Origin of the sequence: Salibacter halophilus, assembly GCF_008806325.1 — a bacterium.
Lineage (GTDB): Bacteria > Bacteroidota > Bacteroidia > Flavobacteriales_G > Salibacteraceae > Salibacter > Salibacter halophilus.
Genome location: NZ_WACR01000011.1, coordinates 15241 through 41959 on the forward strand (window position 1 = coordinate 15241; position 26719 = coordinate 41959).

Sequence of the window (26719 nt, forward strand, 5' to 3'; positions counted from 1 at the left end):
AAATGACTTACCAGGCTGATTTTATCGGATTACTGAGAACCATAGCGATCATAGCACTCGTCTACTTTGGAATAAAGTTGATTGCGAGATACGTGTTGCCATTTTTACTGAGGTGGGGAGCCAAAAAAGCTCAGGAAAAGATGTATGATGATATGAATCAGCGTCAACAAAACCGTCATAATCAGCGATCTGATAAACAGCAGGTGAAGGATGACGGTAAAGTGAAAATAGAATACATCAAGAAAAAAAAGCGACAATCGTATTCAGATAATGATGGCGAATACGTAGATTTCGAGGAAATTAAAGACGATTAAACCAAACTGCTATGCAAATTGACAAGAACAAAACCTTAATTCATGGAATCGCTATTGTCTTATTTTTAGTCATTAGCGGAATATTTTTTTCACCTGCTTTCAAAGGTTTTGTTTTGTCACAGGGCGATATTCAGTCCTGGGTAGGAATGTCACGAGCTATCCTCGACTTTAGAGAAGCTTACGGTTCTGAACCACTTTGGACGGCCAACATGTTTGGCGGAATGCCGGCATTTCAAATATCCATGATTACTGATGGTAATTTACTGGGCTACATCAATGAACTGAGGAATATTTACCCCAGGCCACCATTTTACTTTTTCATCATGATGTCTTCTTTCTACATCCTGATGCTTACTCTAAAGGTAAAACCGAGACTTGCAGTATTAGGAGCACTTGCATTTGCTTTTTCAAGCTTTTTCATGATTTCATTGGAAGCCGGACACAACAGTAAAATAGATGCAGTGAGTTATCTGCCCGCAATAGTTGCCGGTATGATACTTGTGATAAGAAAAAAATATATCGCAGGAAGTATTTTAACAGCCGTTGCGCTAAGTCTTCAAATTTCTGCAAATCACTTTCAAATTACATATTACACAGCAATTACACTCTTAGTTATTGGGATAGCTGAAATGGTCAGAGCCCTAAAGCAGCAGGAACAAAAACACCTGTTGAAAGTGATTGGTTTCCTCGTAGTTGCTGCCCTTTTAGCAGTGAGTTCAAATATCACGCGTTTGTGGACCACCTATACTTATGTAGAAAGTACAATGCGCGGTGAGAATGAACTCACAATTGAAGCTGATGGAGCGAGAAACTTAACAGGACAGGAATCAGGACTTGATAAAGATTACATCACGAACTGGAGTTTGGGAATTGGCGAAACATGGTCACTATTATTTCCAAATGCAAAAGGAGGCCCAACTGGGGCGATAGGCAATAACGAAGATGCTCTTGAGGAAGTATCGCCAAGAGCGAGACAGTATGTTGGGCAAATGAATCAATACTGGGGCAACCAACCTTTTACAGCCGGACCGGTTTATGTTGGAGCGATAATTGTCTTGTTATTTTTATTGGGGGCATTCACAGTTAAACACTGGCTTAAATGGCCTTTAGTTGTACTCACAGCTCTGAGTATCATGCTGGCATGGGGTAAGAACTTCATGTGGTTCACTGAATTGTTTATCGATTACTTCCCGATGTATAACAAGTTCAGATCTGTGACAATGATGCTGATGGTTGCCGAATTCGCTATGCCACTTTTAGGAGTTCTATTCTTAAAAGAACTTATTGAAAAAGATGGCTTTTGGGCAGAGAACAAGAAAAAAATATTCATCGTATCGGGAGTGCTTGCTGGAATCATGCTGCTTTTCATGATGACACCATCTTCATTTTTTGACTTTTACGCCAATGGTGAATTAGCGAGGTTTGAAGCACAAAAAAGCTCAAATCCGCAAGCTGCCAGTCAGATTGATATGATGCTGGCAGAGTTAGAAATAGCCAGAGAGTCGATTTTTAAAGCTGATCTACTGCGCAGTTTCTTTTTAGTCCTTCTAGGATTTGTAGGAGTATTTTTGATCGGACTCAAAAAGATTCAGCCAAAAGTGATAGTGCCAATACTGGCAGCTGTCATTCTTATCGATTTGTGGTTTGTTGATAGAAGGTATATCCACAATGAAAAAAGTGGCAGGAATTACGAAAAGTGGGTTAAGAAAGAAGGTCAAAGACAGCCTTACAAAGCTCAACCGTATGATCTTCAAATTTTACAAACAGAACTTCAAAACAGGCCAGAAGTATCTCAGGAAGTAGAAAGAAACATGGCTGAGCTTCAGCAGAAAGAGGGTAATCTCGATGAATCTGATAGAAACAGAGTTATGTTTTCTACTCTAGATTCAATGAGTAACTACAGAGTTCTCGATCTTGTAAACAATACTTACAATAGCTCTCGATCATCCTATTTCCACAAAACTATTGGCGGTTATAATGCAGCTAAGTTGATGCGTTATCAGCAGCTGATCGAATTCCACATGAGCAGTGGAGGACAGTTCAACCGTTCGGTTCTGAACATGCTCAACACAAAGTATATTATCCAAAAAACTCAGAACGGACCATCAGTCACTCAGAACCCAGAGGCTATTGGGCATGCGTGGTTGGCGAAGAATGTAAATTGGGTTCCGAATGCTGATGAAGAAATTAAAGCGCTAGATAATTTCAACCCTAGAACTGATGTAGTAATCGATGAGCGATTTAAAGATAAAGTATCGCAAAAGGAATACAGTCAGGAAGGGACGATTACGCTGGAACAATTCAAGCTCAATGACCTCAAGTATTCAGTGGATCTGACCGATAAATCGTTCGTTGTGTTCTCTGAAATATTCTATCAGCCCGGTTGGCAGGCTTATATTGATGGAGAAGAAGTCGATCATATAAGGGTTAACTGGATATTGAGAGGAATGGAAGTACCTGCCGGAGAGCACGATATTGAATTTAAGTTCCGCCCGGCAAGTTACGAAGTTGGTGAAAAGGTTTCTTTTGCCAGTTCATTAATTTTGGTGCTTCTAGCAATTGGTGTTCTGATCAAAAGCCTGAGAGGAAAAAATGAATAAGCGAGTATTGATACTCACTTATTACTGGCCACCAGGCTCAGGTCCTGGAGTTCAGCGATGGCTCAAATTTTCTAAATATCTTATTGATTTTGGCTGGAAACCAGAAATCGTAACGGTAAGGGATGGGAGTTACCCATCTTATGATGAATCTTTGATAGATGAAATTCCTTCTGAAGTAAAAGTTCACAAAACTAAAACTATTGAGCCATTTAAGGTTTTCAATGCTTTGACAGGAAATAGAGGGAAGAAGTCATCGGTAGGAATGAGCGGAATTAAAGATTCGGGTTCTCCGGTGAAAAAGTTAGGCCTCTATGTTAGGGCAAACTTTTTTATTCCAGATGCAAGAATGGGCTGGAATAAGTTTGCTCAAAAAAAATGTGAACAGCTGCTCAGCGATAAAGATTACGGAGCTGTTATTACAACAGGACCTCCTCACAGTACACATCTAATAGGTCTAAAGCTGAAAGAAAAGTTTGGTGTAAACTGGATAGCAGACTTCAGAGATCCCTGGACAGGGATTTATTACAATGAGTTTTTACCGCGAACACAAACAGCAAAGAAGAAAGATGCGGAACTAGAGAAATCTGTTCTAAAGTCTGCTGATTCAGTTATAACTGTTAGCGAGGGACTCAGTCAAGAGTTGGCTGATATTTCCAATAGAGAAAGTGGAATAGAAGTTTTGTTCAATGGCTTTGATACTGATGATTTGCCTACCCAATTTCAAAAACGTAAAGACTTCTTTGTAATTAGTTATATTGGTAATTATAAGGACAATCAGGTTGTGCCTGAATTAGAGAGTGCTCTTGAAGAGTTACTCAATGACGATGAAAACTTTAAAAATGATTTCAGGCTCATTATTACCGGAAATATCTCACCGCAAACCTCGAACAGATTTCAAAAAAGCCTGGGAGATGCTTTTATTAGAGAAGACTTTGTTCAGCACAAAGTAGCAGTTGAAAAGATGGTGAGTTCTGGAATGTTACTTTTTGTGATTCCCCAAACGAAAGGAAATCATTTAATTTTAACAGGAAAACTATTTGAGTATTTAGCATCTGGAAGTGATTTATTGAGCATTGGTCCTGTTGATGGAAATGCCTCTAAAATAATTGAGTCTGCTGAACGCGGAGATATGATCGATTATTCAGATAAAGCGTCAATCAAAGATGCTATTATGAATAGTTATGAAAACTGGAAGCAGTCTAAAAAAGAAACTGAAAAGTTTTCACTTTCAAAAAAAGTGCTTGAATATTCGCGTAAAGGTCAGGCAAAAGAGTTGATTAAAATTATTGAAAATTGCAGGAATGAAGATTAACCTCACAGACTTTCAAAGAGATCATGCCTTTTACGGAAACATTGATATTGTAGCAACGATAAAGAGTTTTAACCTCCAGGCAATTCGTGAACGTTATTTAAAGTCTCAAAAAAACGTTTCTGGCAGATCTGGTAGTGTAGAAAGGAGAAAGGTTGATAAAGGAGGCATTGTTTCCATGTCATTGGAGAATGGAGCCTTAAAATTAAATGAAGAGTTTAGAGGCATTCCTGAACCTCGCGGAATAGATTTAAAAAAGAAAACTTTTTCTTTTTCAGCTGAGAAAGAGGTTTATATTCTCTGGCCAAATGGTGAAAAGCAGACAATAAGCAATCCATGGTTTAGCTATATTCACACCGTTGAGCTAAACAGGAATATTACAAAGCTTTTGGTTTCGTCATCTGGCTTTGATATGATTCTAGAGTATGATCTTGATTCAAAAAAACAATCTGCAGAATGGCTGGCCTGGGAAAACGGATTTGATAAGGCAGTTGATCCAAATTCTGGGAAACCATTTCGACTCACAAGAAATAGTGAATTGAAAAATGAAGATGGTTACAAAGTAATTGACGATCCTGAGAATCAGGTTTTACCTACAGCAATGAGATCGGCATTTATCAATTCAGTTTCTTATTGCGAGGATGAAAAAAACGTGTTGGCTACATTTTTTCATGAAGGAGCTGTTTTTAAAATAAACTTGAGTAATGGTCAGAGCCAAAAGCTACTTAGCGGAATGAAAAAACCTCACGGAGGTCGTGAAATACCTAGCGGTTTTATGGCGACAAGTACTGCTACGGGAGAGGTGTTTTTGAGGATTGATGGATCTGACCGAAAAATAGACTTTACTAAACTACCCGGAAAGCCTGATTTTTTATCTGATGCAGAGTGGTTGCAGAACACGATTTATTTAGATGAAAACTTTATTACAATCGATTCAAACAGAACGAGTTTTGTGATCTTCAACCTCAATGAGGAAAAATTCGATGTAATTCCTTTTGATGATAACTGGGCTGTTCAGGATCTTGTTAGCGGAACTCTCTCAGATGCTCAAAAAGAGTTCATTCAAACGATTAGTCAAGAATCCACCTAATAACTTCAAATGCCTCAGCATATTCTGATCCAACCTGTACACCTCTCATCTTACCTAAACTGTAGAAAAACTCATCTTCTTTGTAGGCTCTAAAACTTTGGGATTCATATTGGTTGATAGCCTCGATTTTTCGAGAAATATTCGAGCGATCTAACTTGACATAAAATCGATTTTCAAAAGCTACATCGTTCCAGGGAAGTTCGTAGCCTAAAACTCTTGTCATTTTGAAAGCCCTTAGTGCTTCTTTGTGGATTGTGTTATGATCCTGGTGAATATCTTTGCTGTTGGGAGCTATGACAAGATCAGGTTTAAACTCCCGATTCATTTTGACGAGTTCCTCGAGAATAGCTTGTCTGTGATCACTTAAATATCTTACAGGAAAGTCAAATGTTGTGACGTTTTCTGGTTTAATGCCTAACTTTGATGTCGCTTTGTTGAGCTCCTTGTATAGGATGTCTTTAGGCAATCCATGAGGAACAGAAGCTTCACAAGGTGAAAAAGCTACATAGCGAACGGTAGCACCATTTTGGATAAATTTATTTAAAGTTGCACCGCAACCAAATTCCCCATCATCGGGATGAGGTGCGAGTATTAGTACTTTTTTTATGTTTGGGTTCATGAGCTGACTTTGTATTTAGTTCATCTTGCAAAAATATTCATGTTTTGAGAAAAAAAATTAAAGTATTAGGCAATAATACTGGCTTAGGAAATCAAATCCAATTTATTCCAATAATTGAATTGCTTAAAACTAAATACGATGTTTTTAGTGATTCCAATGTTTTTTACGAATTAGGAATCCTTGGCCCGGCAGCTCCTGCTAAGAAAGCTGATATAAATATAACAGTATTTGGATATGATGTTAAAAAATTTTGGAATGAAAAAATAAGAAATTCTGGTAAGTTTTTTGGATTTAAATATAGGGTGAAAGGAGTTCATACTGGATTTGGATATGATAAATCAATTCGTTTTGATGAAAATAAAAATGAAATTGATAATAACATAGAAGCATTCAGATATTTTTTTAATGATCATTCTTCAGAAATCACTTACAATATCAATAAAAATAGAGAGATTAACTCTAATAAATTAGTAGTTGGAATATCACCCAAGAAAGAAAAAACATTACCTATTAGTTTATGGAAAAGGCTAATTGAGAATTTTGAAGAGATGGGATTCACTGTATACACAGTGGATCATGATATTGGTTATGGTAACTACGTTTCAACTCCTAGTCTATCAGGTCTAAAAGACTTTCTCAAAGACGCTGCTTATTATGTTGGGACAGATAGCGGTGTTATGCATCTGGCTGATATATTAAATATCCCATTATTGATCATGTTTGGTAGTACTAGCATTGTTAAAAATGGACCCTACAATGCAAAAAGTAAAGTCATAAGTAGAGAACTCTCCTGTTCTCCTTGTTACGATTGGGGCAGAGTTAATTGTCCTTATGAATTCAGGTGCATGAATTTTAATGAAGAATATATCTTAAACAATTTTAAAGAACTATGTCAAAGCCAATAATCTTAATATGTGGTGTTCCACATTCTTTTACTTCTATGACTGCAAACTTCTTAATGAATAATGGAGGTTATTGCGATGATACATGGGATAACCCTGAGTTTGATCTAAATTACTCACGCTTTGAAAGTAAGGAATTGCAATTATTCCTTAGAGATAGAAAAAACTTTAAGGATAGAGACTTGAGTGAATTTTTTGATAATTTACCTAAAGACAAGGTCGTTACTTTAAAAGCCCCGATGTTAATCATGTTTATCAATGAGTTTGAAAAATTTACAGATAGGCCTATAAAAGTTGTTTTCGTTTTTAGAAATCCTGAAGACATAATTTTAAGTTCCATGAATAAAGGAAAAAAGAAATCCTTCATATATTTCTTTGAAAGAATTTCCTGGCTCTATGATTTCATGGTTTCATCAAATCTGCCTGTTTTTACTTTAGTTTCTGAGAGGTTATTAAATAAAAATGAAGATGATGCAAGAAGATTATTGGACTTTTGTGAGTTAAATCGGGATGCAATTGATTTTTCCACAATAGATTCTAAAAAAACGAAAAAGAGAAAAGTTACTTATGGTAAGTATCGGTTCGCTAATTTTTTCTGGAAACGGTTAGCTTCTTTTTTCAAAGCAGTGTAATTAAGGAACCACTTTTTTGAATAATTTTTTCATTTCATTTGAAATATTCCAATATTGAATACTTACAATGATTAATAACAATGTAGTGGTTAAATTTACTATTGTTTTGATTAATGTTGATTGTAGGGTGTTGTAATAGATTATTGATTGGATAAATACTAGGATAATAACTGTTTTAAAAGTTGTTCTATTAAAGGGCTGAATTTTAATTTTTATTTTAACAAAAATCAATTTCATTACACTCAAAAGCATTATTGAAATTGCTGTTCCCAAAGCAGCACCCACAATTTGATATTTCGGGATTAGTATATAATTCAATCCAATTACAGTAATTAATGAAATAAGGTTCCAAATGAATGACCACTTGTAATATTTTGATTGAACAATTATGGCACCGTTTACACCTGTTGCTACATTAAATAACTTTGATAGACCCAATAAAAAAGTGACTGCAAATAAGTCTCCAATTTTTTCAAATTTTAAAATGGAAATTATTAAATCAAAGCCTCCAATTATTAGAGAAAATATTGCGCCACATATAATTAGCTGATTTATTGATGACTGTTTATACAGTTTTTCAACTTCTCTAATGTTATTATTTTTGAAGTATTTAGCTAGTAATGGTGTCGATATTTGATGAATTGTCCTGGCTGGAACAGCTACTACGTTAGCCAGAAATAGAGCGATACTATAGACTCCTGCATTCTCAAAGTTCGTCATAGCTCCTAGCATTACAACATCAACGTTATTTAATGCTGTATTTGGAAGTTTATTAAGCACCATGAACCCTGAAAACCGATATAATTCTTTAAGAGTGACTTTTGTGTTCAGCGTAATTTGCTTGCTTAATACAATTAACTTTCTATAGTATAAATATCCAATTATTAATATGGCTTGAATACCATAGGCAATTGCAAACGTCAAGATAAAGCCGTCAAAGTCTAAATAGTTCAGGTAAAAGGCAGATATTACTCCGGTTTGTAGAAGTCTTAAAAAGAATTCTTTTATAAATACCGGAGGAACATTCTTCATTTGAGCTCTGGCATATCCAAAGAGTATTTCACTTACAACAGATGTAACTGAGATTAATATGATACTGTAGTAATAATCAGTAAGTAAGCTGTTGCCTTTTCCAAATTGACTGATGATTAAGGGCTTGAAAAAAAATAATCCTATAATCAGTGTAGCTGATAATATCAGTGCAATCTTGAGTATCCAATTGAAAAAGCCATGGTGGCCTTTTTCCTTGTCCTCAAGATGTGGGAAGTATTTGATAACTGTATTTGATAAACCGAGCTCACCAAATTGAGCCAGAATCATTGAAGTGGATATAATTACTCTGATTAAGCCAAACCTTTCAGCTCCCAGGATGTTTGGGAACAGAACTAACATATTTAAATATCCCAGAGCGAGTCCAAGGTAATTCCAAACTGATGCGAGCGCACTTTGTCTAAATACTACCCCCATCTCAACTAATTTGATTTTTTATATCAATCAATTTTCCTTTACCCCTTGTCCATACGATATTCCAATATGTTTCTGGGACCGGGCTGAAGCGCTCAAAGAATTTGGCTATAGATGGTTTATTGCTGCCATAAAAACAGAACTCTTTTTGTTTATTTACTGCTCCCTTGATCCCAAAATCAATCAGTTGAACTTGATCTCCGGCAATTGAATGTTCCTTATTAATGCCTGAAGCTAAAAAGTAGACCTTTAGATGATCTTCAAGAAAGAGTGCTGTAGCAACAATATCTTTCTTTTCATTCTCAATTCCTTTGATCAAAACACTGTGTTCGTTTCCTACTTTGTTAAGAGCATTTTTTAACCTGTTCTTTTCGTAAGGTAGATTAGCTCCCTGATTTAAAAATGAAGCTTCATTTAAGGAGGTAAATGTCTCAAAATCGGTATCAACTATTTTATGGTGTTCAGTACTCTTTTTGATAAGTGATTTGTGTGACTTATGGTATTGCTGAGGTTCATGGGTATTCAAAGAGAACATGTTGATAGGTTTAACATTAAACTCATTCCATTTGAAGGGCAGCCAATATTCTTCATCGACACAAAAATTCACATAATGAAACTCTTTAAGCTGATAGCTTATGTTCTCAATGATCTTTCTCTTTTTAGAGTAAAGCTTAGAGTTTGTGAGGTTTTGTGGCAAGTCGTAAACAAGTCCGTTTAGTGTGGTCATTTGAGGAGAAATAGCCATCTTAATACCGTATTTAGACTTAACTTCTAAAGGCAAATAGGCAATATACTTGCCGGCTTCTTCATAACCAAAAACATCCCAATTTCCATTTGTCATTGCATCAATCCAGGAGGGCTTGCAATAAAATGGAACTTCGTTATTCTCACAAAACTCGAGATACGCTTGTTTTGCCTGTTTTGACACTTAAAATGGTTGACTTATTCCGATGATATAACGCATTTCTACATATTCCTCTTCAGATGGTGGCCTGTTGAGGAATAACGGCAAATCTACTCGAATATTTAGTGGCAACAAATCATTGTACTTTCCCCACTTTACTTTAATAGCTACTCCAATTCCGGCATCAGCTCTAAAGTCGCCCCATTTAAGATCATTTTCAGGTGAATTGACATTCAGGATTCCGGCATCTCCAAAAAGATAACTCTCAAAATTCAGGAAGTCATTCAAATCAAAAGGATTGAGACTCGATAATTTTGTGAATAGTATCTCTGCATTGAAGGCAGCTCCGCTTGTTCCTCGATAATTACTGACAACTTCCCCGTTTTCAAATTGATAAGGAGCCAGGTAACCACTATAACCACGTAAATTCAAACCTCCACTATGGTGAAACGTATTCGTTGAATTTCCTAACTCGGCTAGTTCAGCTGGCACAATACCTGCGGCTCGGGTAAAAGGGTTGTCAACCATTTCGAGCGGATTTGCACCTGAGAGGTAAAGACTCGATTCCGGAGCCCAGTCCTCGCCAAAACCCATTTGACCAAATATTCTGGTTCTGACCGGTAGCTTACCTAAACGATGCTCATGCTTGCTTTCAAATTGCATGTAGGAATACGAATAATCAGAGAGTAATGCACTTGTAGCCACTTCCAGCCTGATGTTTCCATATCCTTTGTTGTATTGATAGTTGTGGTCGAGTCCAAAATGAATGTTGCTGTTTACGCGATCAACGCCCCAGCCGTAAGGCATAAGCATATACTGTAGTGCGATCTCATCTGGAATGTAATTGAGCTTGTAGAACCCGAAAAATGAAGTTTTTCCATTTGAACTGTTGAATCGCATTCCACCCTTTGCTAATTTGAGTCCTGACATTGAGCGCAATTCAGCAAAAACTTCTGATCCTCTCCACAATCCCGGAGTAGCAGTGTTATATAAAAACTGAACATCCAGTTTGTCAAAATCGTTGTTGTTTTCATCTGAGACATCGTACTGGCCCAAACCTGTGTTGTATAAAAAACGCAATTCAAAATTGTGGACGTTATTCATATATCCACCATTGAAAACAGCACCAACTTTAGCACCATCAAAATGATTATACCAGAGATCAGGACGCCAGTAAAATTTGTATTCATCTTCGTTGTAAAGGTCTCGCTGAAACTTGTTCAACTCGAAAGAAACCGGTTCAAATCGGTGGTTGTTTAAGAAATTGACATCAGGCGTGACCATAGCAGAGTCAACTGCGTATTGACGGTCAGATCCAGCAGGCATTCCCACTTCGTAGCTCGCGTGGTTGACATCGGTTAGCTCTCCCTGGCTCTGATCGTGATGAGAAATTGAAAAGCCGCCAGTGTTTTTAACAGTATAAAAAACCGAGTCGTTTTCATAGTGTTCGTTCGTGAGCTTGTAGTCGAGCGGTTCTGACTGATAGAGGAAAAAAGCCAGCGATTTATAATCGGGGCAGCTTGCAATAATATGATTGGTGAAAGAATCAATCGTTTTTCGGTTCACGCTATTGTAAGTTTCCCAGCATCTCTTTGGAATCTGGCTCTTGGCGTAAAGTAGTTTCTTGAGCAGGTAATAGCTTTTAAAAGCTTCACGATGATTATCGTAATAACTCTCGGTGAAATGTTGGTTCAACGAATCGAGATTGAGATTAGGATCATTCGCTTCATCCCAAAAATGTGAAAAGTCAATCCTTTCAAAATCAGTATACTGTTGATTTTGAGGAAAGCCTGAAAGAGTGATTATAATGGTCAGAACCGAAAGAAAGATCGTTCTCATTTTCATAATTACATCGCTTTTAAGCTGAGGTCAAGGCCGGTAGCTGAATGGGTTAATGCTCCAACTGAAATAAAATCGACACCGCATTTTGCGTATTCACCAACAGTGTCAAGATTAATTCCCCCGCTCGACTCAGTTTCATATCTCGAACCGATTAACGCCACCGCTTTTTTTGTGTCTTCATAGTTGAAGTTGTCGAGCATAATACGATTTCCAATTCCCACACTTAGGATTTCTTCAACTTCTTTTAAATCGCGTGCTTCAATCTCAATGCGTAAATCCTTGTTATTCTTTGAGAGGTATTCCTGCGTTTTTTCGAGAGCTTGTTTTATTCCGCCAGCAAAATCAATGTGATTGTCTTTGATCATAATCATATCGAATAAGCCAAAGCGGTGATTGTGCCCGCCACCAATTTTGACTGCCATTTTCTCAAACTCACGCAAATTTGGTGTCGTCTTGCGAGTATCTAGTATTTTCGCTTTTGTTCCCTCACATTTTTGCACATACTGATTAGTAAGCGTTGCAATTCCGCTCATTCGTTGCATCAGGTTTAATGTGAGTCTTTCGGCCTGTAAAATATTTCTACTACTGCCTTCAGCAGTAAAAGCGATATCTCCATTTTCAATTTGATCTCCATCATTAAGCTTGAATTCGAGATTGACTGAAGGGTCAAATTTTTCAAATACTTTTTTGGCAATTTCAATGCCGGCTAAAATTCCGTTTTCTTTTACAAGTAATTTGGCCTTTCCTTTTGCAGAGGAAGGAATGCAAGCTAATGAAGTATGGTCGCCATCACCAATATCTTCTTTGATGGCTTCATCGATGAATGTAGAAATATTCATTTTTTGGGAGTTAATCCTTATCGATCATCAATTGTTGAATGCGGAGTTTTCCGCTATCTTTTTTCATGTATAGTGAAACTCTGAACTCTCCGTTTTTTGTGGAAAGAGTTCCAATCGAGTATTCTAATCCGGTTTTCGATTTACCTGAGTGTAGGATTTTGAAATCGGAGGGCGGGTTCTGATCAAAAAATGCCTGTAATTTTTTTTGAGCTTGAGCTTTAGGTACAATTGCATCTTCATCGAGTAGTGTGAGATCTACTTGTTTGGTGAAATATGGAGCTAGTTTGCTCGCTTTGCCCGTTTTAAATGCTTGTGAAATTTCATCGGCAATTGGTGTAAAGGCAAAGATGAAGGGCAGAAATAGGATAAACAGTATTTTTGACGTTTTCATACACGACTATTTTGTTTCACTAAATTAAGCAAAACTCTATTAATTGATTGGTTAACACTCATGAGAATCAAAATTCTTGCCATAGGGAAAACCCGCTCAAATTATTTGAACGAAGGTATCGATTTGTTTTTAAAACGGTTGCAGCATTATGTCAATGTTGAGCTTAAAAATATCCCTGATGTTAAGGGAGTAAAAAACTTATCAACTGATCAACAAAAGGAGAAAGAAGGTGAGTTTATTTTAAAAGAGCTTTCGACAAGTGACCGGGTTTATTTGTTAGATGAAAAAGGGAAGGAATACACATCAAAAAAGTTTGCTCGATTTATTGAAAAACAGCAGGTAGCGGGATACAAACAAATTGTTTTTTTAGTCGGAGGTCCTTATGGTTTTAGCCAGAGTGTTTACCAGAGGGCTGATGGTAAAATTCAGTTATCATCAATGACTTTTTCGCATGAAATGGTGCGGTTGTTTTTTGTTGAACAGCTGTACAGAGCTTACACGATTTTAAATAACGAGCCCTATCATCACGAATAAAAATCCCCTTTCGATCTTGTCAAAAGGGGATTGTAGATTGTGAGAATCTAAATGTTAAATATCGAGATTAGCGTATTTAGCGTGTTTTTCGATGAATTCTCTACGTGGCGGAACTTCATCCCCCATCAACATAGAAAAAATTCGATCAGCTTCAGCACCAGATTCAACAGTAACCTGTCTCAGCGTTCTGTTTTCAGGATTCATTGTTGTATCCCATAGCTGAATTTCATTCATTTCACCAAGACCTTTGTATCGCTGTACGCTAATGTTTGATGATTTAGCCGTCCTCAATTGTTGTAACAATCGATCGCGTTCGTCATCATTCCATGCATAATGCGACTGCTGGCCCTTTTTGATTTGATAGAGTGGCGGAGTTGCAATGTAAATGTAACCCGCTTCAATCAGCTCGCGCATGTGGCGGAAGAAGAATGTTAAAATGAGTGTTTGAATGTGAGATCCATCGACATCGGCATCACACATGATTACTATTTTATGGTAGCGCAACTTTGAAGTATCCAAAGCTTTGCTGTCTTCTTCGGTTCCCACTCTAACACCAAGTGCAGTATAGATATTTTTGATCTCCTCATTTTCAAAGATCTTGTGCTGCATCGCTTTTTCAACGTTCAGGATTTTACCGCGTAAGGGCAAAATAGCCTGGAAGTCACGATCTCTACCTTGTTTTGCTGTTCCACCTGCAGAGTCACCCTCAACGAGATAGATTTCAGATTTATAAGGATCCTTTGATGCACAATCAGCAAGTTTACCCGGTAAGCTGTTTGAGCTCATTACCGTTTTACGCTGAACCATTTCACGCGCTTTCTTAGCAGCATGACGAGCCTGAGCAGCTAAAATTACTTTCTCTACAATTACCTTAGCATCTTTTGGATGCTCTTCAAGATAATAGGAAAGCATTTCACTCACGCCCTGTGATACAGGTGCTGAAACTTCTCTGTTACCGAGTTTTGTTTTTGTTTGACCTTCAAACTGTGGTTCTGCAACTTTAATTGAAATGACAGCTGTAAGACCCTCGCGGAAGTCGTCACCGGAAATTTCAAACTTGAGTTTTGATAGCAGACCTGATTCCTCAGCGTACTTTTTTAGTGTATTTGTTAATCCGCGTCTAAAACCTGTAAGGTGCGTTCCCCCTTCGTGAGTACTGATGTTGTTCACGTAAGAGTGAAGGTTTTCAGAATACGAATTGTTGTAAACCATTGCCACCTCGATAGGTATTCCTTCACGCTCACCATCCATGTAAATTACATCTTCAATGATTGGGTCACGGGTTTTATCGAGGAACTGAACAAATTCTTTGAGACCACCTTCAGAGAAAAACTCTTCACTGCGCGGATTGCCCTCTTCATCGAGCTCGCGCAAATCAGTAAGGCTGATACGAATTCCTTTGTTGAGGAAAGCCAGCTCTCGCATACGCTTCTCGAGGATCTCGTAATTGTAATTTGTTTCCTGGAAAATGTCAGCATCTGGTTTGAAAGTGATTTTTGTTCCGGTCAGATCCGTATCACCAACTTTCTTAACATCTTCAATTGGCTTTCCAATATTGTATTCCTGAACCCAAAGTTCACCTTTTCTGTGGACTTCAGCACGTAAATCTGAAGATAGAGCGTTCACGCAGGATACACCCACACCGTGCAATCCACCAGATACTTTGTAAGAATCTTTGTCGAATTTACCACCGGCATGGAGAACGGTCATTACAACCTCAAGCGCAGATTTTTTCTCTTTTTCGTGGTAGTCAATCGGAATACCACGACCGTTATCTTCAACAGTTATTGAGTTGTCTTCATTTATGACAACTGATATTTTATCGCAATGGCCTGCTAAGGCTTCATCAATCGAGTTATCTACTACTTCATAAACGAGATGGTGCAATCCTTTTACACCTACATCTCCAATATACATGGCGGGGCGCTTTCTTACAGCTTCAAGTCCTTCGAGGACCTGAATACTCCCCGCGGAGTAATCCTTATTTTCTTTCTTTTCTTCGCTCATTTTCTATAATTCTATTTATAGCATGAATTCATACAAAGATAACATTCTGCACGCCATACGAGTGGTTCTGACCGAACCTTTAGACCTGACTTTTCAACATGAATTTAACAGTCTCTTAATTGCCCCAAAAACTGTAGGTAAATCCTGCCAGCACTGATATCCGCTGAACGGGATAATTCATCCAGCGATTGTATTGGATTGATGCGAGATTGTATCCTTTGAGAAACGCACTAATTTTCTTGTTGTACCGGTATTCAACACCGAGGTTTATATCTACGTAAGTTGGCAGTTTTTGTGCGTAAATACCGTTGGCTACTTCTTCATCAGAATTGGATTCATAGAGTGTTTGTGCATAGCGATCAGTTACAGCGAAAATATCTGCCGTGGCGATAATTTTATCGCGCATGTTGTAACGACCACTTAATGTAGCTTTAAACCTGGGCATGTGCCATGCTTTGGGGAAGTTGTTAGGATCGTAACTGTAGTAATCAACTCTTGCTGTTGCATTGATCTTTTCAGCGTGGAAGTATGAAACCTCAGCAGTTAATTGCGTTACATTCATTGTGTCATAAACTACGCTGAATGTTCCATTGTCGCGAAAAATTTGATCGACTGATGGAGGTATAAACATATTTTGCACCCCAAAAAATGGATTGTTCGCAATTTGTTTGCGAGCTGCTTTTAAGTTGAAGGAGAGCTCAGATGTAAAGGCACCGCGAACACCACCGTAAAAGTTGTAGCGAGTATTTTTGTTTTCAACAGTTGATATAGGGGCTACAAACCTGTTTGTTTGACGCAATGAATTTAGGTTTACGCGTTCCAAACCTCCGTCAATACCGGCATAAGGAATAATGTAATCTTCGTAAATGTTGTAATTCACAAAAACATCAGGGTAGAAACGGAAATCTGTTTCGTTTTCATTTTCGATGAATGCACTTATTCCAAACTTAGCACGCCATTTTTTTCCTTTTACTTCAATTTTTGGGTTGATTTCAACGAAGAGATTAGGATCATTGTAAGCAGAGTCGTAAATTGTTTGATCATTGTAATCTGCATTGATATCAATTACTCCAAGTTCAGATCCAAAATAGCGACTAAAAGTTGAATTCAGTTTAAGGTGATGTTCCTGAACAGCATCGTCTAAGCTCGTGAAAAGGTAGTCGTACTCAGCGTCAAAGCGGTAATTTACCATTTGCGAATCGGCATGAAAGCTGGCAAATTCTGCTGTTGCATTCAAGTTGTTGTAAATCCTTTTGATTTCATCCTTTTCGATGTCATCATAATTATAGGTAACACTGTCAGAGAAAAACTCAGGATAACCGTAATTATGATGTACATCGCGACTGTAATTGACATCTCCTTTTAACTGGTGCGATTTAAAAAAGCGAGTTCCGTAAACTGATGCGCTATTATTGCTGTATCCGCTAAACGGGACATCATCAATTTCACCCTGGCTCGATAAATGGTCCAGAGCAACACCCCACCGGCCATTTCGCGAACGAGTGTTGTTTAATCTTACTTTTCCGTATGTAGTGAGGTAATTCCCCATTCCTAATTCTGCATAGCCACGGTAAAGCCTGTTTAATGGCTCTCCTTTTATGCGTGCTGCTTTTATCGTATCGGGCAGATAAGATGTTTGAAAGTTTGTTGGGATAAACTTGTAGTCAAACTCCATTTTTTCTGGCTTAACATCGAGTCGTTTTGGTGAATCTGTGATTTTAATGGCGTTTGAAATTGTGGGTTCAAACTCCTTCACGATAATGACGTTCTCCGTTGATAACGTGTCGCCATTTCCGCGTTGGATCTGACCAAAACCATTGATACCAAACGTCAATAAAAGCGCGAATATGATTGTTGCTCTTGTTCTCATGATTATTCGTTTTCCCATTCTTCGGTTTCCATTTCTTCCTCAGGCATGAGTTTTTCGTAGTTCACCGAGTCGATGGATAAATCGATTTCTGTTTCTTCCTGTTTCTCAGGTTGAGGGTTTTCAGCTTTGATGATTTTGTCGAGTTTTTCCTGAGCTTCGGTCAGAACCGACTCGTCACCATCGTAGTTTTCTAAAATACTCTCAAGCGTGGCTTTGGCCTGGAATGAATCGTCCTGTGCAAGGTAGATATCCGCCAGGAGAATTAGTCCATTAGCCAGCCAGTAGTCGTAAGTTGGTGTGTGGTTGATCAGTTTGAAGACAGCCTTTTTAGCTGTGTCGAGCTGAGCCGAATCTGCCTTATTTTGTTCGTAGAGCAAGCTCGCAATTCTGTATTTCGATTCTGCCGCTTTTTGATTTTGAGTGGTATCGGTAACAGAAGTGTAGTACTCTATCGCTTTATCTTTTTGCCCTGATGTTTCAAGACTCTTAGCAATAGTAAAGAGCGACTCAACATAAAGAGGCTCTTTGATTTTTTGCATGTCTTTTACCTGGCGGGCATACTGGATAGCATCGCTGTATTTTTCGAGTTCAAAAGATGTTCTCATCAACCCGATGATCGCTTGCTGTTTGTTTTCCTCGTATTGTGCAATGCGCTGCAATTTTTCGTAATAGCGGTGAGCTTTTATGAAGTTGTCGTTTTTGTAGTTGAGATAGGCAGCCTTGCTGATAGCCGGTTCTGAAAATTTGTTGATTGGCTCGTCAGCTACACGCTGGTAGTATTCCATTGATTCTGGCAGGTTGTTCTTTTTGTAAAGGCATTCTGCGATGTAGAAATTTGCGTTTTTCTCAAAAATCGGTTGGTCGAATTTTTCGAGGTAAGCTTTGAAGTCTTTCACTGCCTGACCACAATTTGATGCCATGTACTGAAGCTCGGCACTTTCATAATTGAGCGAGTCTAGAGCGCCATCGCTTACATTCATGAAATCGAGTCCTGTGATGTAATCCTCGTATTCCTGAACGCGGCCGGTTTCTTTGTAAATGTTTTTGATGGCCCGCATCGCTTCTTTAGAATCAGAATAGCTCGGATTTTCATCAACCACTTTCTTGAAAATGGAAAGTGCTTTTTCGTTTTGGCTCTGATTATAATAAATAAGCCCGATGCTGACCTGTGCGCGTTTTTTATACGGACTGTAAGGGTAATTCTCTACGATGTCTTCAAATGTTTGAAGTGCTTTATCTGTGTTCTGATTATTGAGATAACTGCGTCCCAGTTCATAGGATGCAGCTGCAAAATAGTCTGAGTTTGGATATTCGTCAACAAGCTTTGTGAGGAGTCTTATTTTTTCTTCAGGCTTTTTGAGAACACCATTTGCCTGAGCGTATTGATAGAGAACATAATCAGTGTCACGTAATTTGAGGTTCAGCGCTTTTTGATAATACTCTAGTGATAGCAAGTATTGTTTTGTCACGAAATAAGCGTCACCGGTTCTGATGTATGCATCGTTGAGTTTGAGACTGTCAATTCCTTTTTTGTTGATGTACTTTCTGAACCAGTTTGCTGCCTCAGTGTATTTTTCTTGTTGAAAATAGGCGTACCCGATGTTGTAATGAGCAGGCTTAAACTCATCGAGCAGAATTGCACGTGGTTCAAATAAAAACGCTTTATACGATTCTATACTACTGTTGTAGCGGTTTAGCCTGTAAAGAGCTTCGGCTTTCCAATAGTGCGATTTTGTTGAAATTTCTTTATCGCCAGATGTCTCTGTGATTTTTTCAAATGTTTCTGCTGCTTCGTTGTACTGTCCGTTTTGGAATTCTTCTGTCGCCAGGTTGTAGAGTAGTTTTTGGTAAACTTTCTCCAATCTGGGGTCGAGATCTTTTGTGTTTTCGAGTGAGGCAATTGCAGAGCGATAATTTTTTGAGTTGAGGTAAATGTTTACCAAATAGTTGTATGCTTCTTCTTTCCTTATTGCATCAGGGTATTTTTCAAGGTATTGGATGAAAGCATCAATAGCTTTGCTGTACGGGTCGTAATCCAATTCATACGATAACTGTGCGAATGAGAACAGTGCATCTTCGGCAACTTCCTCGTTGTACTTCATTTGTGAAGCATCGTAAAAACTACTGCGAGCTGCTTTTTTGTTGCCCTGTTTTAACTGGCACTCTGCAAGTAAATAATTCGCTTGTTGGGCGAGTGAGTCTTTTTCATAAGTAACACGTTGCAAGTACTTGATGGAATTCTCGCAATCTGTTGTTTTGTGGTAAGCAAAGCCTAGTTGAAAGTAATCCTGTCTTTCGGCTGCGCGGCTTATTTTGATGTATTCCTCCAGATAAGGAATCGCGTTGTTGTAATCTTCCTGGGCAAAATAAGCTTCACCGATGAGTCGGGAAATTTCATCCTGTCTCTTTGTTCTTGGATTTTCTAAAAATGGCTTTCCGTAACTGATGAGTGAATCATACTCTTCCTGCAGGTAGTAAAGTTGTGTGATATAGTAAGGGACAATTCGCTCAAACTTCTCGTCCTTCTCAATTTTTTTGAAACGCGTTATAGCTGTTTGGTATTTGCCCTGCTCATAAGCGATCTGACCGTAATAATAGTTAGCCGGAGAGTAGTACAGGTTAGGCACATCGATTATTTCGTAAAAGTTTTGTTTCGATTTTGTGAGTGAGTCGAGTTGGTAAAGTGCGTAACCATTTCTAAAGTAAAACTCGTGACTTTCTTTATTGGTCAGATCCAGGAAGTCCAGCTTATCGTACCAGTAGAGAACATCTTCCCAGTCTTTTTTTCGGTAGTAGTATTTTCCCAGTTGGAAGTAAGCATTTTTAACCCTCGGGCTCTCAGGGTAATCCTGAACAAACTTTTTGAGAAGATAAGCGGCATTCCTATTAAACAGATTGAGGGAGCTCAATGCTTTGTAATAAGCCGAGTTTGAATAAACTTCTGATGTGGGATCGTCAACCTCTTCCTGCGCCTTCTCAAAAGACTTGATGGCCGCACTGTATTTTTCTTTTTCATACAAATCCAGCCCTTCATTGTAATATTTGATATCACTAACGCGAACCTCAGTTTGTTGTGCAAAACCGATCACACAAACTGCATTTATAAGGAGTAGTAAAACTGCTTTTCTCATAACTTTATAGACAGTATTATTGCCAATCTATTGAGGTGTAAAATTACAGTTGTAAGTCCAGAGAAAAGTTGTGGCTTATTTTAGTTTTCAACCTAAAACTGTTGAACGCAAAACGCACAGGTTATCATATTCATGTGTCCATTAATGCTAAATTTGTGCAAAACCTGAAAGATGAGCGAAAACACGGTAATTGAAATTAGTAACGGCAAAATAAATCAGGGAAAGACTACTGTCCTTGAGGAAGTAAATGTGCAGGTAGACAAAGGTCAGTTCATTTACCTGGTTGGTAAAACCGGGTCAGGTAAAAGTAGTTTGCTCAAAACGCTTTACGGTGAATTACCTTTAAAAGAAGGTGAAGGACAGGTTGCCGGTTATCAACTCAATAAGTTGAAAAAGAAAGAAATTCCGTTTTTGCGTAGAAAGCTGGGTATCGTTTTTCAGGATTTTCAATTATTGATGGATCGCTCAGTTAATCAAAACCTTGTTTTTGTGATGAAGGCTACCGGCTGGACAGACAAGAAAAAGATGAAAGAACGGATCGATAAAGTGCTTACTCAGGTTGGTTTACAAGATAAAGGTCCCAGTATGCCGCATCAACTTTCAGGAGGTGAACAACAACGCATCGCCATTGCGAGAGCACTTATCAATGAACCCGAACTAATTCTCGCTGATGAGCCAACAGGAAATCTCGATCCTGAAACATCTGATAAAATCATCCATCTCCTCAGTGATATCAGCATGAATGGTACGGCAGTTCTCATGGCAACTCATGATTATGCACTCATGGAAAAGTACAAATCCAAAACCATCACGTGTAAAGATGGTAGGGTTGAAATGAGTTGATGATGAGGTTGTCGGTTCTAATCCCGGTAAAAAATTACACGCTCGTCCCTTTCGCAAGTGAATTGGTTGATCAGCTCGGTCAGAGCCTTGATAAAGCTGACTTTGAGTTACTCATTGCTGAAGATGGTAGCGACAGCGAACATGTTGAGCTCAACAGTGAAGTGAATCAACTTGAAGGTTCAAAGCAGCTTGTGATAGCAGAAGATATTGGGAGAGCTTCTGTCAGAAACTATCTCGCTAACGAAGCCAATGGAGACTGGCTTATTTTTCTCGATGCAGATTCTGATATCGATTCTGACTTTATCGCAAATTATTTGAGAGAAATTGAAAAGAACGAAGCTGAGGTTATCGTAGGCGGAACTAAATACAGAGACGAAATGCCGGCTGAAGGAAAGCTTCGCTGGTATTATGGAAAAGCTCGCGAGGAACGCTCTGGATCTGACCGAAACAAATATCCTTACAGTGGTTTTGCGGCCAATAATTTCGCGATTCTAAAAAGTGCTTTTGACAAGGTCAGGTTTGACGAATCATTAACTGAATACGGTCACGAAGACACATTATTTGGAAAAGAATTACAGCGTAAAAAAGTTAAGATTCAGCATATAGAAAATGCTGTTTATCACATCGGGTTGGAGACGAACAGTGATTTTTTGGACAAGTCAAAAGTAGCCGTTGAGTCACTTTTTAATCTTTGGCAAAACGGAAAATTGAAGACTCGGGATAGTCTGTTATTGCAGACATACATAAAGATGAAGCCTTTCATTCCGGTTCTGAGGTTTTTTAAAAAAGGTTTTGAACGGAATTTGATATCAGCCACTAAACCAAAGATTGGCTATTTTGATTTGCTGAAATTGATTTGGCTTTACCGGGCAGATAAAGCTCGCTCATAAACCTCAAGCAATGTTTTTTCGTCCTTTTGCCAATTGTGAACTTCACGTGCTTTTTTAGCGTTTTCGATTAGTTGCTGTCGGTACTGCTCATTTTCTAGGACTTCCTTGATTGCGCTTGCAAGTGTTTCGGCATCCAGTGAGTCGATCAATTTTGCTACTTCAAACTCATTATTGAAGTTTTCATACTCAGGATATTTCATCGCAATTTGCGGAATTCCGCTGTGGTAATAATCGAAAAAACGATTTGCGAGGGAATGTTGATTACTGAGACCTGCATTGCTGAATAGCGTGAATCCGAGTTTGGCTCCCACTGTGAATCGCTTTAATTCATCGGGATCGACATAGCCCTTAAATGTGATTTTAGAATCAAGTTTTTCATTTTTCACAAGTTCTCGCATTTCATCGTAAGCATTTCCCAGTCCGCAAATGATGAGTTCGTGATCGTTGATTTGATGCATTGCAAGAATAAGCTCTTTCAGACCTCTGCCAACATTTACAGCTCCCTGATACAGAATGTAAGGTCGATCGTTTTGAATAGGATCAGGATCTGGTTTTCGTTCACTAACATTGCGCACAATTTGATAATCAACTCCGTATTTCTCCTTAAAAAGCCTGGCGTAACCTCTTGAAACTGTATAGCCAAATTTGATTTTAGGAACAGTCCATTTTTCAATTCGGGTCCATACTTTTTTGACGAAGGGGCGCTCAACAACTTCTTCCATTTCAGTGAAGTACTCGTGAGCATCGTAAATGATGGTCTTGTTTTTAATTCTGGATGCTGAATAAGAGGCTGCAATTGAGTCGAGGTCAATCGTATTGATAACATCTAACTTTTGACCTAATAAAAAGAAAAACAACCTGATGTTGTATTCGGCATAGAACAAAAATCCTTTTTCAAACCAGCCATTTAAACGGTGTTGTTCAAAAGGTTGATCAGTTAGCGGTTCACTAAAAGGACGCTTTCTACCCACTAGAAGTACATCGTAGCCGGCTGTGGATAGCGATGTGCATATACGCTTCATCCGCTGATCGTAATTGAGATCAGTAGTTACGGTACAAACGATTTTGGTCATTTTATTTTATCGAGTTTGTCGAGGGTAAGTTCAACTTTTTGGCCGTTTTTGATAGCGTAGGGAGGTGGGAAAGGAGGCAGGTGCGTTGCCCTAATGTGTTTTTCGATTTTTTCTTTAGGCCAGTTTAAATCTATCTTTTTTACTTCATCAATCTCGTGGCGGTAATGGTATGATGAACCTCTTTCTTCTTCGAGATCTGATTGTGAAACAGGGGAGTAGTTTCCTTTAATCAAATCCTCAATTTTTTCGCTGAAGAGCTTTTTAGAAGTTTCTACAGTATTTTCATACAGCTCTTTAACTGTACATTTCTCAGGAATTGGGAATCGCTTTTCAAACAATATGCTGCCGCTGTCAATTCCGGGTTCTAATCGATGAAGTGTGGTTCCAAAAGTTTTGGCTTCGTCCAGAATTGCAAATGTGAATTGATTACATCCGCGGTATTCGGGAAGTGGAGCCATGTGTAAGTTCACAGCAATTTGGCTTGCCAGCTCGATGTGCTCTGACCGTAAAATCTCATGATGCTGAACCGATAAAATGATATCGAGATCATCGATTTCTTTTAAGTCGTTAAGGCTTGTCAGAACCGGAATTTCGTTCTCTTTGGCTAATGACGAAACGGTTTCACCGGAATCGAGTTTATTGGCTTTTGTCAGTACAGCTATAACTTCAGCCTTGAGTTCATCCTGCCTGTTGATCAATTCTGAAAGACAAAATGCCCCAATAGCCTTACTGCCCAAAAACGCTATTTTGCGAATCTTACTCACTGCTCACAAACCTACTAAATAGCGCGTTCACAGGGCGTGGTTTATAAAAGTTTTTGTGATTGAAAGTGTCGAGCTCAGGTTTGATTTAGCTTTGAAATGTAATAGAACCATTATGAAAATTGAGAAGAATATTGATTTGAGTCCGTACAACACGTTTGGGATAAAAGCTCTCGCGAGTAAGCTGGTTAAAGTTGAGCGTGTTGAAGACTTACAGGAGTTGGCCAAAAAGGGAGAACTCAAAATTGAGGATGTGTTGCTGATGGGAGGAGGGAGCAATATGCTTTTGCGCAATGATGTGGATGGGCTTGTGGTTCTGAATGAAATTCCGGGTATTGAAAAAGTTGACGAAACAAGCGATGAGGTTTTTGTAAAAGTTGGCGGAGGTGTTGTGTGGCACGATTTCGTGATGTGGGCTGTTGGTCAGAACCTGGGAGGAGTCGAGAATCTGTCACTTATTCCGGGAAGTGTTGGAGCCGCACCGATGCAAAATATCGGGGCTTATGGAGTTGAGTTGAAAGAAACCTTTTGGAAACTCGAAGCTGTTCATCGAGAATCTGGTGAAATCCACACCTTTAACAAGGAACAATGCGAATTTGGTTACCGATCAAGTGTTTTTAAAACTAGTCTTCGAAATCAGTATGTCATAGCAAGAGTTTACTTCAGATTGCAGAAATCACCTCACCTCAATACGAGTTACGGAGCAATTGAAGCCGAACTTAAAGAGATGGGGGAGGAACCATCGGTCAGAACCGTTTCTCAAGCTGTTATCAACATCAGGCAGAGCAAACTTCCCAATCCGAAAGAAATAGGAAACAGCGGTTCATTTTTCAAGAATCCTATTGTTTCAAAAGAGTTTTATGAGGAATTGAAAAAACAACATCCTGATGTTGTTGCTTATCCGGTAAAAGAAGGGGTTAAACTAGCTGCTGGTTGGTTAATCGATCAGGCAGGATGGAAAGGAAAAACTTTTGGTCATTATGGTGTACATAAGAAACAGGCACTCGTGCTTGTAAATTATGGCGGAGCAACCGGTGAAGAGATTTACCAGCTCAGTGAAAAGATCATTGAAGATATAGACTCCAAATACGGAGTAAAACTCGAAAGAGAAGTGAATATCATCAAATAAAAAAGGCGAGCATTTGCTCGCCTTTAGTGGTATATGAAAGATTTTTCTTCTCTCTTAGATATCCATTCCGTCAAGAACTTCAAGTACAGATTTAACTGATTTTGCAGAATCTTCGAGAAGTCCTTTTTCGTCATCGTTGAGGTCGAGCTCAATAATTCGCTCAATACCGTTTTTACCCAATACAACAGGAACGCCAAGGTAAAGATCTTTCATTCCGTATTCGCCCTGTAGCCAAGAGCAAACTGGGAATACACGCTTTTGATCTTTTACGATCGCTTCAACCATTTGAGCTGCTGCTGCACCCGGAGCATACCATGCAGAAGTACCGAGAAGTTTTACAATCTCACCACCTCCAAACTTAGTACGCTCAACGATAGAGTCTAGTTTTTCTTTGCTGATCAGTTCAGTTACCGGAATACCACCAACAGTTGTATAACGCGGAAGTGGAACCATTGTGTCTCCGTGTCCGCCCATCAATACAGCCTGAATATCCTTAGGCGATACATTCAATTCCATTGCGAGGAAAGAGCGGTAACGAGCTGTATCGAGGATGCCAGCCATACCAAATACTTCGCGGCTATCTTTCTTAGAGCTGAGGAAAGCCTGATAAGTCATCACGTCAAGTGGATTAGCCACAACAACGATTTTAGCATCAGGAGAATGCTTAACAACATTTTCAGTAACAGATTTAACGATACCGGCATTTGTCGCGATAAGATCGTCACGGCTCATACCCGGCTTACGTGGAATACCTGAAGTGATTACCACAACCTCAGATCCGGCTGTTTTTTCATAATCGTTTGTTGAGCCAGTGATGCGAGAGTCGTAAAGGTTAATCGGGCTGGTTTCCCACATATCAAGAGCCTTACCTTCAGCAACACCTTCTTTAATATCAACTAAAACAACTTCATTGGCTACTTCATTGTGAGCCAAAACATTTGCGCAAGTAGCACCTACGTTACCGGCACCTACAACTGTTACTTTCATAATAAATTTATCGTTTATTTTGTTTTTATTCTAACGAGGTCAAAATTAAAAAAATAGCCTATTCCACGGCAGTCATTTACGACTATCTTGCGAGGTTTTTAATACTTTAGCCTTCTCTACCAGCCAACTCCTAGCCTCATTACACGTTTTATTAGTGAATAATAGTTTGAAATTATGAAGAGTGTATTGGGATTTTTAGTAGTGTTTTTTCTGACACTAATTGTTAATGGTCAGAACCATGATCCGCGTGTTGATGAGGTTTACGGGACTTCTTTTATAGAAAAGCACGAGGGAACAAATGTCTTGAGCTGGCTTGAATTCAAAGCTAAAAATGGCTACTCTTTTGAAACGGTTCCGACCGAAAAACTGCAAGAATTAGAATTAGCAAGTTCCTATTTTCCAAATGATACAGATTGGAGTACTACTGAGAAATTCAATGTATTAAAGTTTAACGGGAAGCACGATCCTGATGAACGTGTTTATTTACGAGTTCCCGGTGAGGATAAAGTACTCATAATTTACTCACATGATGAATTGCTCGAGCAATATAAAGCGAGCAAAATGGAGGAGAAGTAAGATGAAAAGGAG

Annotated in this window: 23 protein-coding genes; 11 read left to right on the forward strand and 12 right to left on the reverse strand. The window is 38.6% G+C overall.

Annotation, left to right across the window (positions count from 1 at the left end; all coding sequences use genetic code 11):
• Positions 1–2 precede the first annotated feature (2 nt).
• The 4 genes from F3059_RS11995 to F3059_RS12010 are packed head-to-tail and all read left to right on the forward strand — an operon-like array spanning position 3 to position 5313.
• Complete coding sequence (locus F3059_RS11995; protein WP_151169591.1) at positions 3–314, forward strand: DUF4834 family protein; 312 nt, start codon at positions 3–5, stop codon at positions 312–314.
• A gap of 11 nt (positions 315–325) precedes the next feature.
• The gene (locus F3059_RS12000) at positions 326–2914 is read left to right on the forward strand and encodes a YfhO family protein (RefSeq protein ID WP_151169593.1); all 2589 of its coding nucleotides are present in this window, start codon (positions 326–328) and stop codon (positions 2912–2914) included.
• On the forward strand, positions 2907–4226 hold the full coding sequence (locus F3059_RS12005; protein WP_151169595.1) for a glycosyltransferase family protein: 1320 nt from the start codon (positions 2907–2909) through the stop codon (positions 4224–4226). The genes F3059_RS12000 and F3059_RS12005 overlap by 8 nt, the downstream gene beginning before the upstream one ends.
• Positions 4216–5313: a hypothetical protein gene (locus tag F3059_RS12010; protein ID WP_151169597.1), complete on the forward strand. Its 1098-nt coding sequence runs from the start codon at positions 4216–4218 to the stop codon at positions 5311–5313. Before F3059_RS12005 ends, F3059_RS12010 begins: the two co-directional genes overlap by 11 nt.
• Here F3059_RS12010 and F3059_RS12015 read toward each other — a convergent pair.
• On the reverse strand, positions 5294–5932 hold the full coding sequence (locus F3059_RS12015; RefSeq protein WP_151169599.1) for a PIG-L deacetylase family protein: 639 nt from the start codon (positions 5930–5932) through the stop codon (positions 5294–5296). The genes F3059_RS12010 and F3059_RS12015 overlap by 20 nt on opposite strands.
• Positions 5933–5976: 44 nt before the next feature.
• On the opposite strand from F3059_RS12015, the gene F3059_RS12020 reads away from it, so the two are divergent.
• A complete protein-coding gene (locus tag F3059_RS12020; protein WP_151169601.1) occupies positions 5977–6837 on the forward strand; it encodes a glycosyltransferase family 9 protein in 861 nt (286 codons plus the stop codon).
• Positions 6822–7466, forward strand: a complete 645-nt coding sequence (locus F3059_RS12025; protein ID WP_151169603.1) for a hypothetical protein — start codon at positions 6822–6824, stop codon at positions 7464–7466. Before F3059_RS12020 ends, F3059_RS12025 begins: the two co-directional genes overlap by 16 nt.
• Here the strand turns inward: F3059_RS12025 and F3059_RS12030 are convergent, their stop codons facing one another.
• The 5 genes from F3059_RS12030 to F3059_RS12050 all read right to left on the reverse strand — a co-directional run bounded on the left by F3059_RS12030 (position 7467) and on the right by F3059_RS12050 (position 12906).
• A complete protein-coding gene (locus F3059_RS12030; protein WP_151169605.1) occupies positions 7467–8933 on the reverse strand; it encodes a lipopolysaccharide biosynthesis protein in 1467 nt (488 codons plus the stop codon).
• Between the two features lies 1 nt (position 8934).
• A complete protein-coding gene (locus tag F3059_RS12035; protein ID WP_151169607.1) occupies positions 8935–9771 on the reverse strand; it encodes a hypothetical protein in 837 nt (278 codons plus the stop codon).
• 87 nt (positions 9772–9858) lie between these two features.
• Positions 9859–11679 carry a BamA/TamA family outer membrane protein gene (locus tag F3059_RS12040; protein ID WP_151169609.1) on the reverse strand — a complete coding sequence of 607 codons (1821 nt, stop codon included), beginning with the start codon at positions 11677–11679 and terminating at the stop codon, positions 9859–9861.
• Positions 11680–11681: 2 nt separating this feature from the next.
• On the reverse strand, positions 11682–12515 hold the full coding sequence (nadC, locus tag F3059_RS12045) for a carboxylating nicotinate-nucleotide diphosphorylase (protein ID WP_151169611.1): 834 nt from the start codon (positions 12513–12515) through the stop codon (positions 11682–11684).
• Between the two features lie 10 nt (positions 12516–12525).
• Entirely contained in the window at positions 12526–12906 is a 381-nt protein-coding gene (locus F3059_RS12050; protein ID WP_151169613.1) for a DUF4783 domain-containing protein, read from the reverse strand.
• A gap of 60 nt (positions 12907–12966) precedes the next feature.
• On the opposite strand from F3059_RS12050, the gene rlmH reads away from it, so the two are divergent.
• Entirely contained in the window at positions 12967–13440 is a 474-nt protein-coding gene (rlmH, locus tag F3059_RS12055; protein WP_151169615.1) for a 23S rRNA (pseudouridine(1915)-N(3))-methyltransferase RlmH, read from the forward strand.
• Positions 13441–13494: 54 nt separating this feature from the next.
• Here the strand turns inward: rlmH and gyrB are convergent, their stop codons facing one another.
• From gyrB to F3059_RS12070, 3 genes are all read right to left on the reverse strand, one after another.
• Positions 13495–15447: a DNA topoisomerase (ATP-hydrolyzing) subunit B gene (gene gyrB / locus F3059_RS12060; RefSeq protein ID WP_151169617.1), complete on the reverse strand. Its 1953-nt coding sequence runs from the start codon at positions 15445–15447 to the stop codon at positions 13495–13497.
• Between the two features lie 115 nt (positions 15448–15562).
• The gene (locus tag F3059_RS12065) at positions 15563–17317 is read right to left on the reverse strand and encodes a porin family protein (RefSeq protein ID WP_151169619.1); all 1755 of its coding nucleotides are present in this window, start codon (positions 17315–17317) and stop codon (positions 15563–15565) included.
• Positions 17318–17319: 2 nt separating this feature from the next.
• The gene (locus F3059_RS12070; protein ID WP_151169621.1) at positions 17320–20448 is read right to left on the reverse strand and encodes a tetratricopeptide repeat protein; all 3129 of its coding nucleotides are present in this window, start codon (positions 20446–20448) and stop codon (positions 17320–17322) included.
• A gap of 171 nt (positions 20449–20619) precedes the next feature.
• Here F3059_RS12070 and F3059_RS12075 point away from each other — a divergent pair, with 171 nt between their 5' ends.
• On the forward strand, positions 20620–21291 hold the full coding sequence (locus tag F3059_RS12075; protein ID WP_151169623.1) for a cell division ATP-binding protein FtsE: 672 nt from the start codon (positions 20620–20622) through the stop codon (positions 21289–21291).
• Positions 21291–22181, forward strand: a complete 891-nt coding sequence (locus F3059_RS12080; protein WP_151169625.1) for a glycosyltransferase — start codon at positions 21291–21293, stop codon at positions 22179–22181. The genes F3059_RS12075 and F3059_RS12080 overlap by 1 nt, the downstream gene beginning before the upstream one ends.
• Here F3059_RS12080 and F3059_RS12085 read toward each other — a convergent pair.
• Positions 22154–23254, reverse strand: a complete 1101-nt coding sequence (locus tag F3059_RS12085; RefSeq protein ID WP_151169627.1) for a glycosyltransferase — start codon at positions 23252–23254, stop codon at positions 22154–22156. The genes F3059_RS12080 and F3059_RS12085 overlap by 28 nt on opposite strands.
• Positions 23251–23991: a formyltransferase family protein gene (locus F3059_RS12090; RefSeq protein ID WP_223274612.1), complete on the reverse strand. Its 741-nt coding sequence runs from the start codon at positions 23989–23991 to the stop codon at positions 23251–23253. The genes F3059_RS12085 and F3059_RS12090 overlap by 4 nt, the downstream gene beginning before the upstream one ends.
• Positions 23992–24130: 139 nt before the next feature.
• Here F3059_RS12090 and murB point away from each other — a divergent pair, with 139 nt between their 5' ends.
• Positions 24131–25144, forward strand: coding sequence for a UDP-N-acetylmuramate dehydrogenase (gene murB / locus F3059_RS12095; RefSeq protein ID WP_151169629.1), 1014 nt, complete (start codon positions 24131–24133; stop codon positions 25142–25144).
• Between the two features lie 54 nt (positions 25145–25198).
• Here the strand turns inward: murB and mdh are convergent, their stop codons facing one another.
• Positions 25199–26131, reverse strand: a complete 933-nt coding sequence (mdh, locus tag F3059_RS12100; protein ID WP_151169631.1) for a malate dehydrogenase — start codon at positions 26129–26131, stop codon at positions 25199–25201.
• Between the two features lie 174 nt (positions 26132–26305).
• Here mdh and F3059_RS12105 point away from each other — a divergent pair, with 174 nt between their 5' ends.
• Complete coding sequence (locus F3059_RS12105; RefSeq protein WP_151169634.1) at positions 26306–26707, forward strand: hypothetical protein; 402 nt, start codon at positions 26306–26308, stop codon at positions 26705–26707.
• The last annotated feature ends 12 nt before the right edge of the window (positions 26708–26719 follow it).

Excerpts from the sequence above, each read along its gene's own strand:
- F3059_RS12015 (WP_151169599.1), bottom strand. The coding sequence starts at position 5,932 with ATGAACCCAAACATAAAAAAAGTACTAATACTCGCACCTCATCCCGAT.
- nadC (WP_151169611.1), bottom strand. The coding sequence starts at position 12,515 with ATGAATATTTCTACATTCATCGATGAAGCCATCAAAGAAGATATTGGT.
- F3059_RS12050 (WP_151169613.1), bottom strand. The coding sequence starts at position 12,906 with ATGAAAACGTCAAAAATACTGTTTATCCTATTTCTGCCCTTCATCTTT.
- rlmH (WP_151169615.1), top strand. The coding sequence starts at position 12,967 with ATGAGAATCAAAATTCTTGCCATAGGGAAAACCCGCTCAAATTATTTG.
- murB (WP_151169629.1), top strand. The coding sequence starts at position 24,131 with ATGAAAATTGAGAAGAATATTGATTTGAGTCCGTACAACACGTTTGGG.
- F3059_RS12005 (WP_151169595.1), top strand. The coding sequence starts at position 2,907 with ATGAATAAGCGAGTATTGATACTCACTTATTACTGGCCACCAGGCTCA.
- F3059_RS12025 (WP_151169603.1), top strand. The coding sequence starts at position 6,822 with ATGTCAAAGCCAATAATCTTAATATGTGGTGTTCCACATTCTTTTACT.
- F3059_RS12085 (WP_151169627.1), bottom strand. The coding sequence starts at position 23,254 with ATGACCAAAATCGTTTGTACCGTAACTACTGATCTCAATTACGATCAG.
- F3059_RS11995 (WP_151169591.1), top strand. The coding sequence starts at position 3 with ATGACTTACCAGGCTGATTTTATCGGATTACTGAGAACCATAGCGATC.
- F3059_RS12035 (WP_151169607.1), bottom strand. The coding sequence starts at position 9,771 with ATGACAAATGGAAATTGGGATGTTTTTGGTTATGAAGAAGCCGGCAAG.
- F3059_RS12010 (WP_151169597.1), top strand. The coding sequence starts at position 4,216 with ATGAAGATTAACCTCACAGACTTTCAAAGAGATCATGCCTTTTACGGA.
- F3059_RS12070 (WP_151169621.1), bottom strand. The coding sequence starts at position 20,448 with ATGAGAAAAGCAGTTTTACTACTCCTTATAAATGCAGTTTGTGTGATC.
- F3059_RS12000 (WP_151169593.1), top strand. The coding sequence starts at position 326 with ATGCAAATTGACAAGAACAAAACCTTAATTCATGGAATCGCTATTGTC.
- F3059_RS12065 (WP_151169619.1), bottom strand. The coding sequence starts at position 17,317 with ATGAGAACAAGAGCAACAATCATATTCGCGCTTTTATTGACGTTTGGT.
- F3059_RS12080 (WP_151169625.1), top strand. The coding sequence starts at position 21,291 with ATGATGAGGTTGTCGGTTCTAATCCCGGTAAAAAATTACACGCTCGTC.
- gyrB (WP_151169617.1), bottom strand. The coding sequence starts at position 15,447 with ATGAGCGAAGAAAAGAAAGAAAATAAGGATTACTCCGCGGGGAGTATT.
- mdh (WP_151169631.1), bottom strand. The coding sequence starts at position 26,131 with ATGAAAGTAACAGTTGTAGGTGCCGGTAACGTAGGTGCTACTTGCGCA.
- F3059_RS12075 (WP_151169623.1), top strand. The coding sequence starts at position 20,620 with ATGAGCGAAAACACGGTAATTGAAATTAGTAACGGCAAAATAAATCAG.
- F3059_RS12030 (WP_151169605.1), bottom strand. The coding sequence starts at position 8,933 with ATGGGGGTAGTATTTAGACAAAGTGCGCTCGCATCAGTTTGGAATTAC.
- F3059_RS12105 (WP_151169634.1), top strand. The coding sequence starts at position 26,306 with ATGAAGAGTGTATTGGGATTTTTAGTAGTGTTTTTTCTGACACTAATT.
- F3059_RS12040 (WP_151169609.1), bottom strand. The coding sequence starts at position 11,679 with ATGAAAATGAGAACGATCTTTCTTTCGGTTCTGACCATTATAATCACT.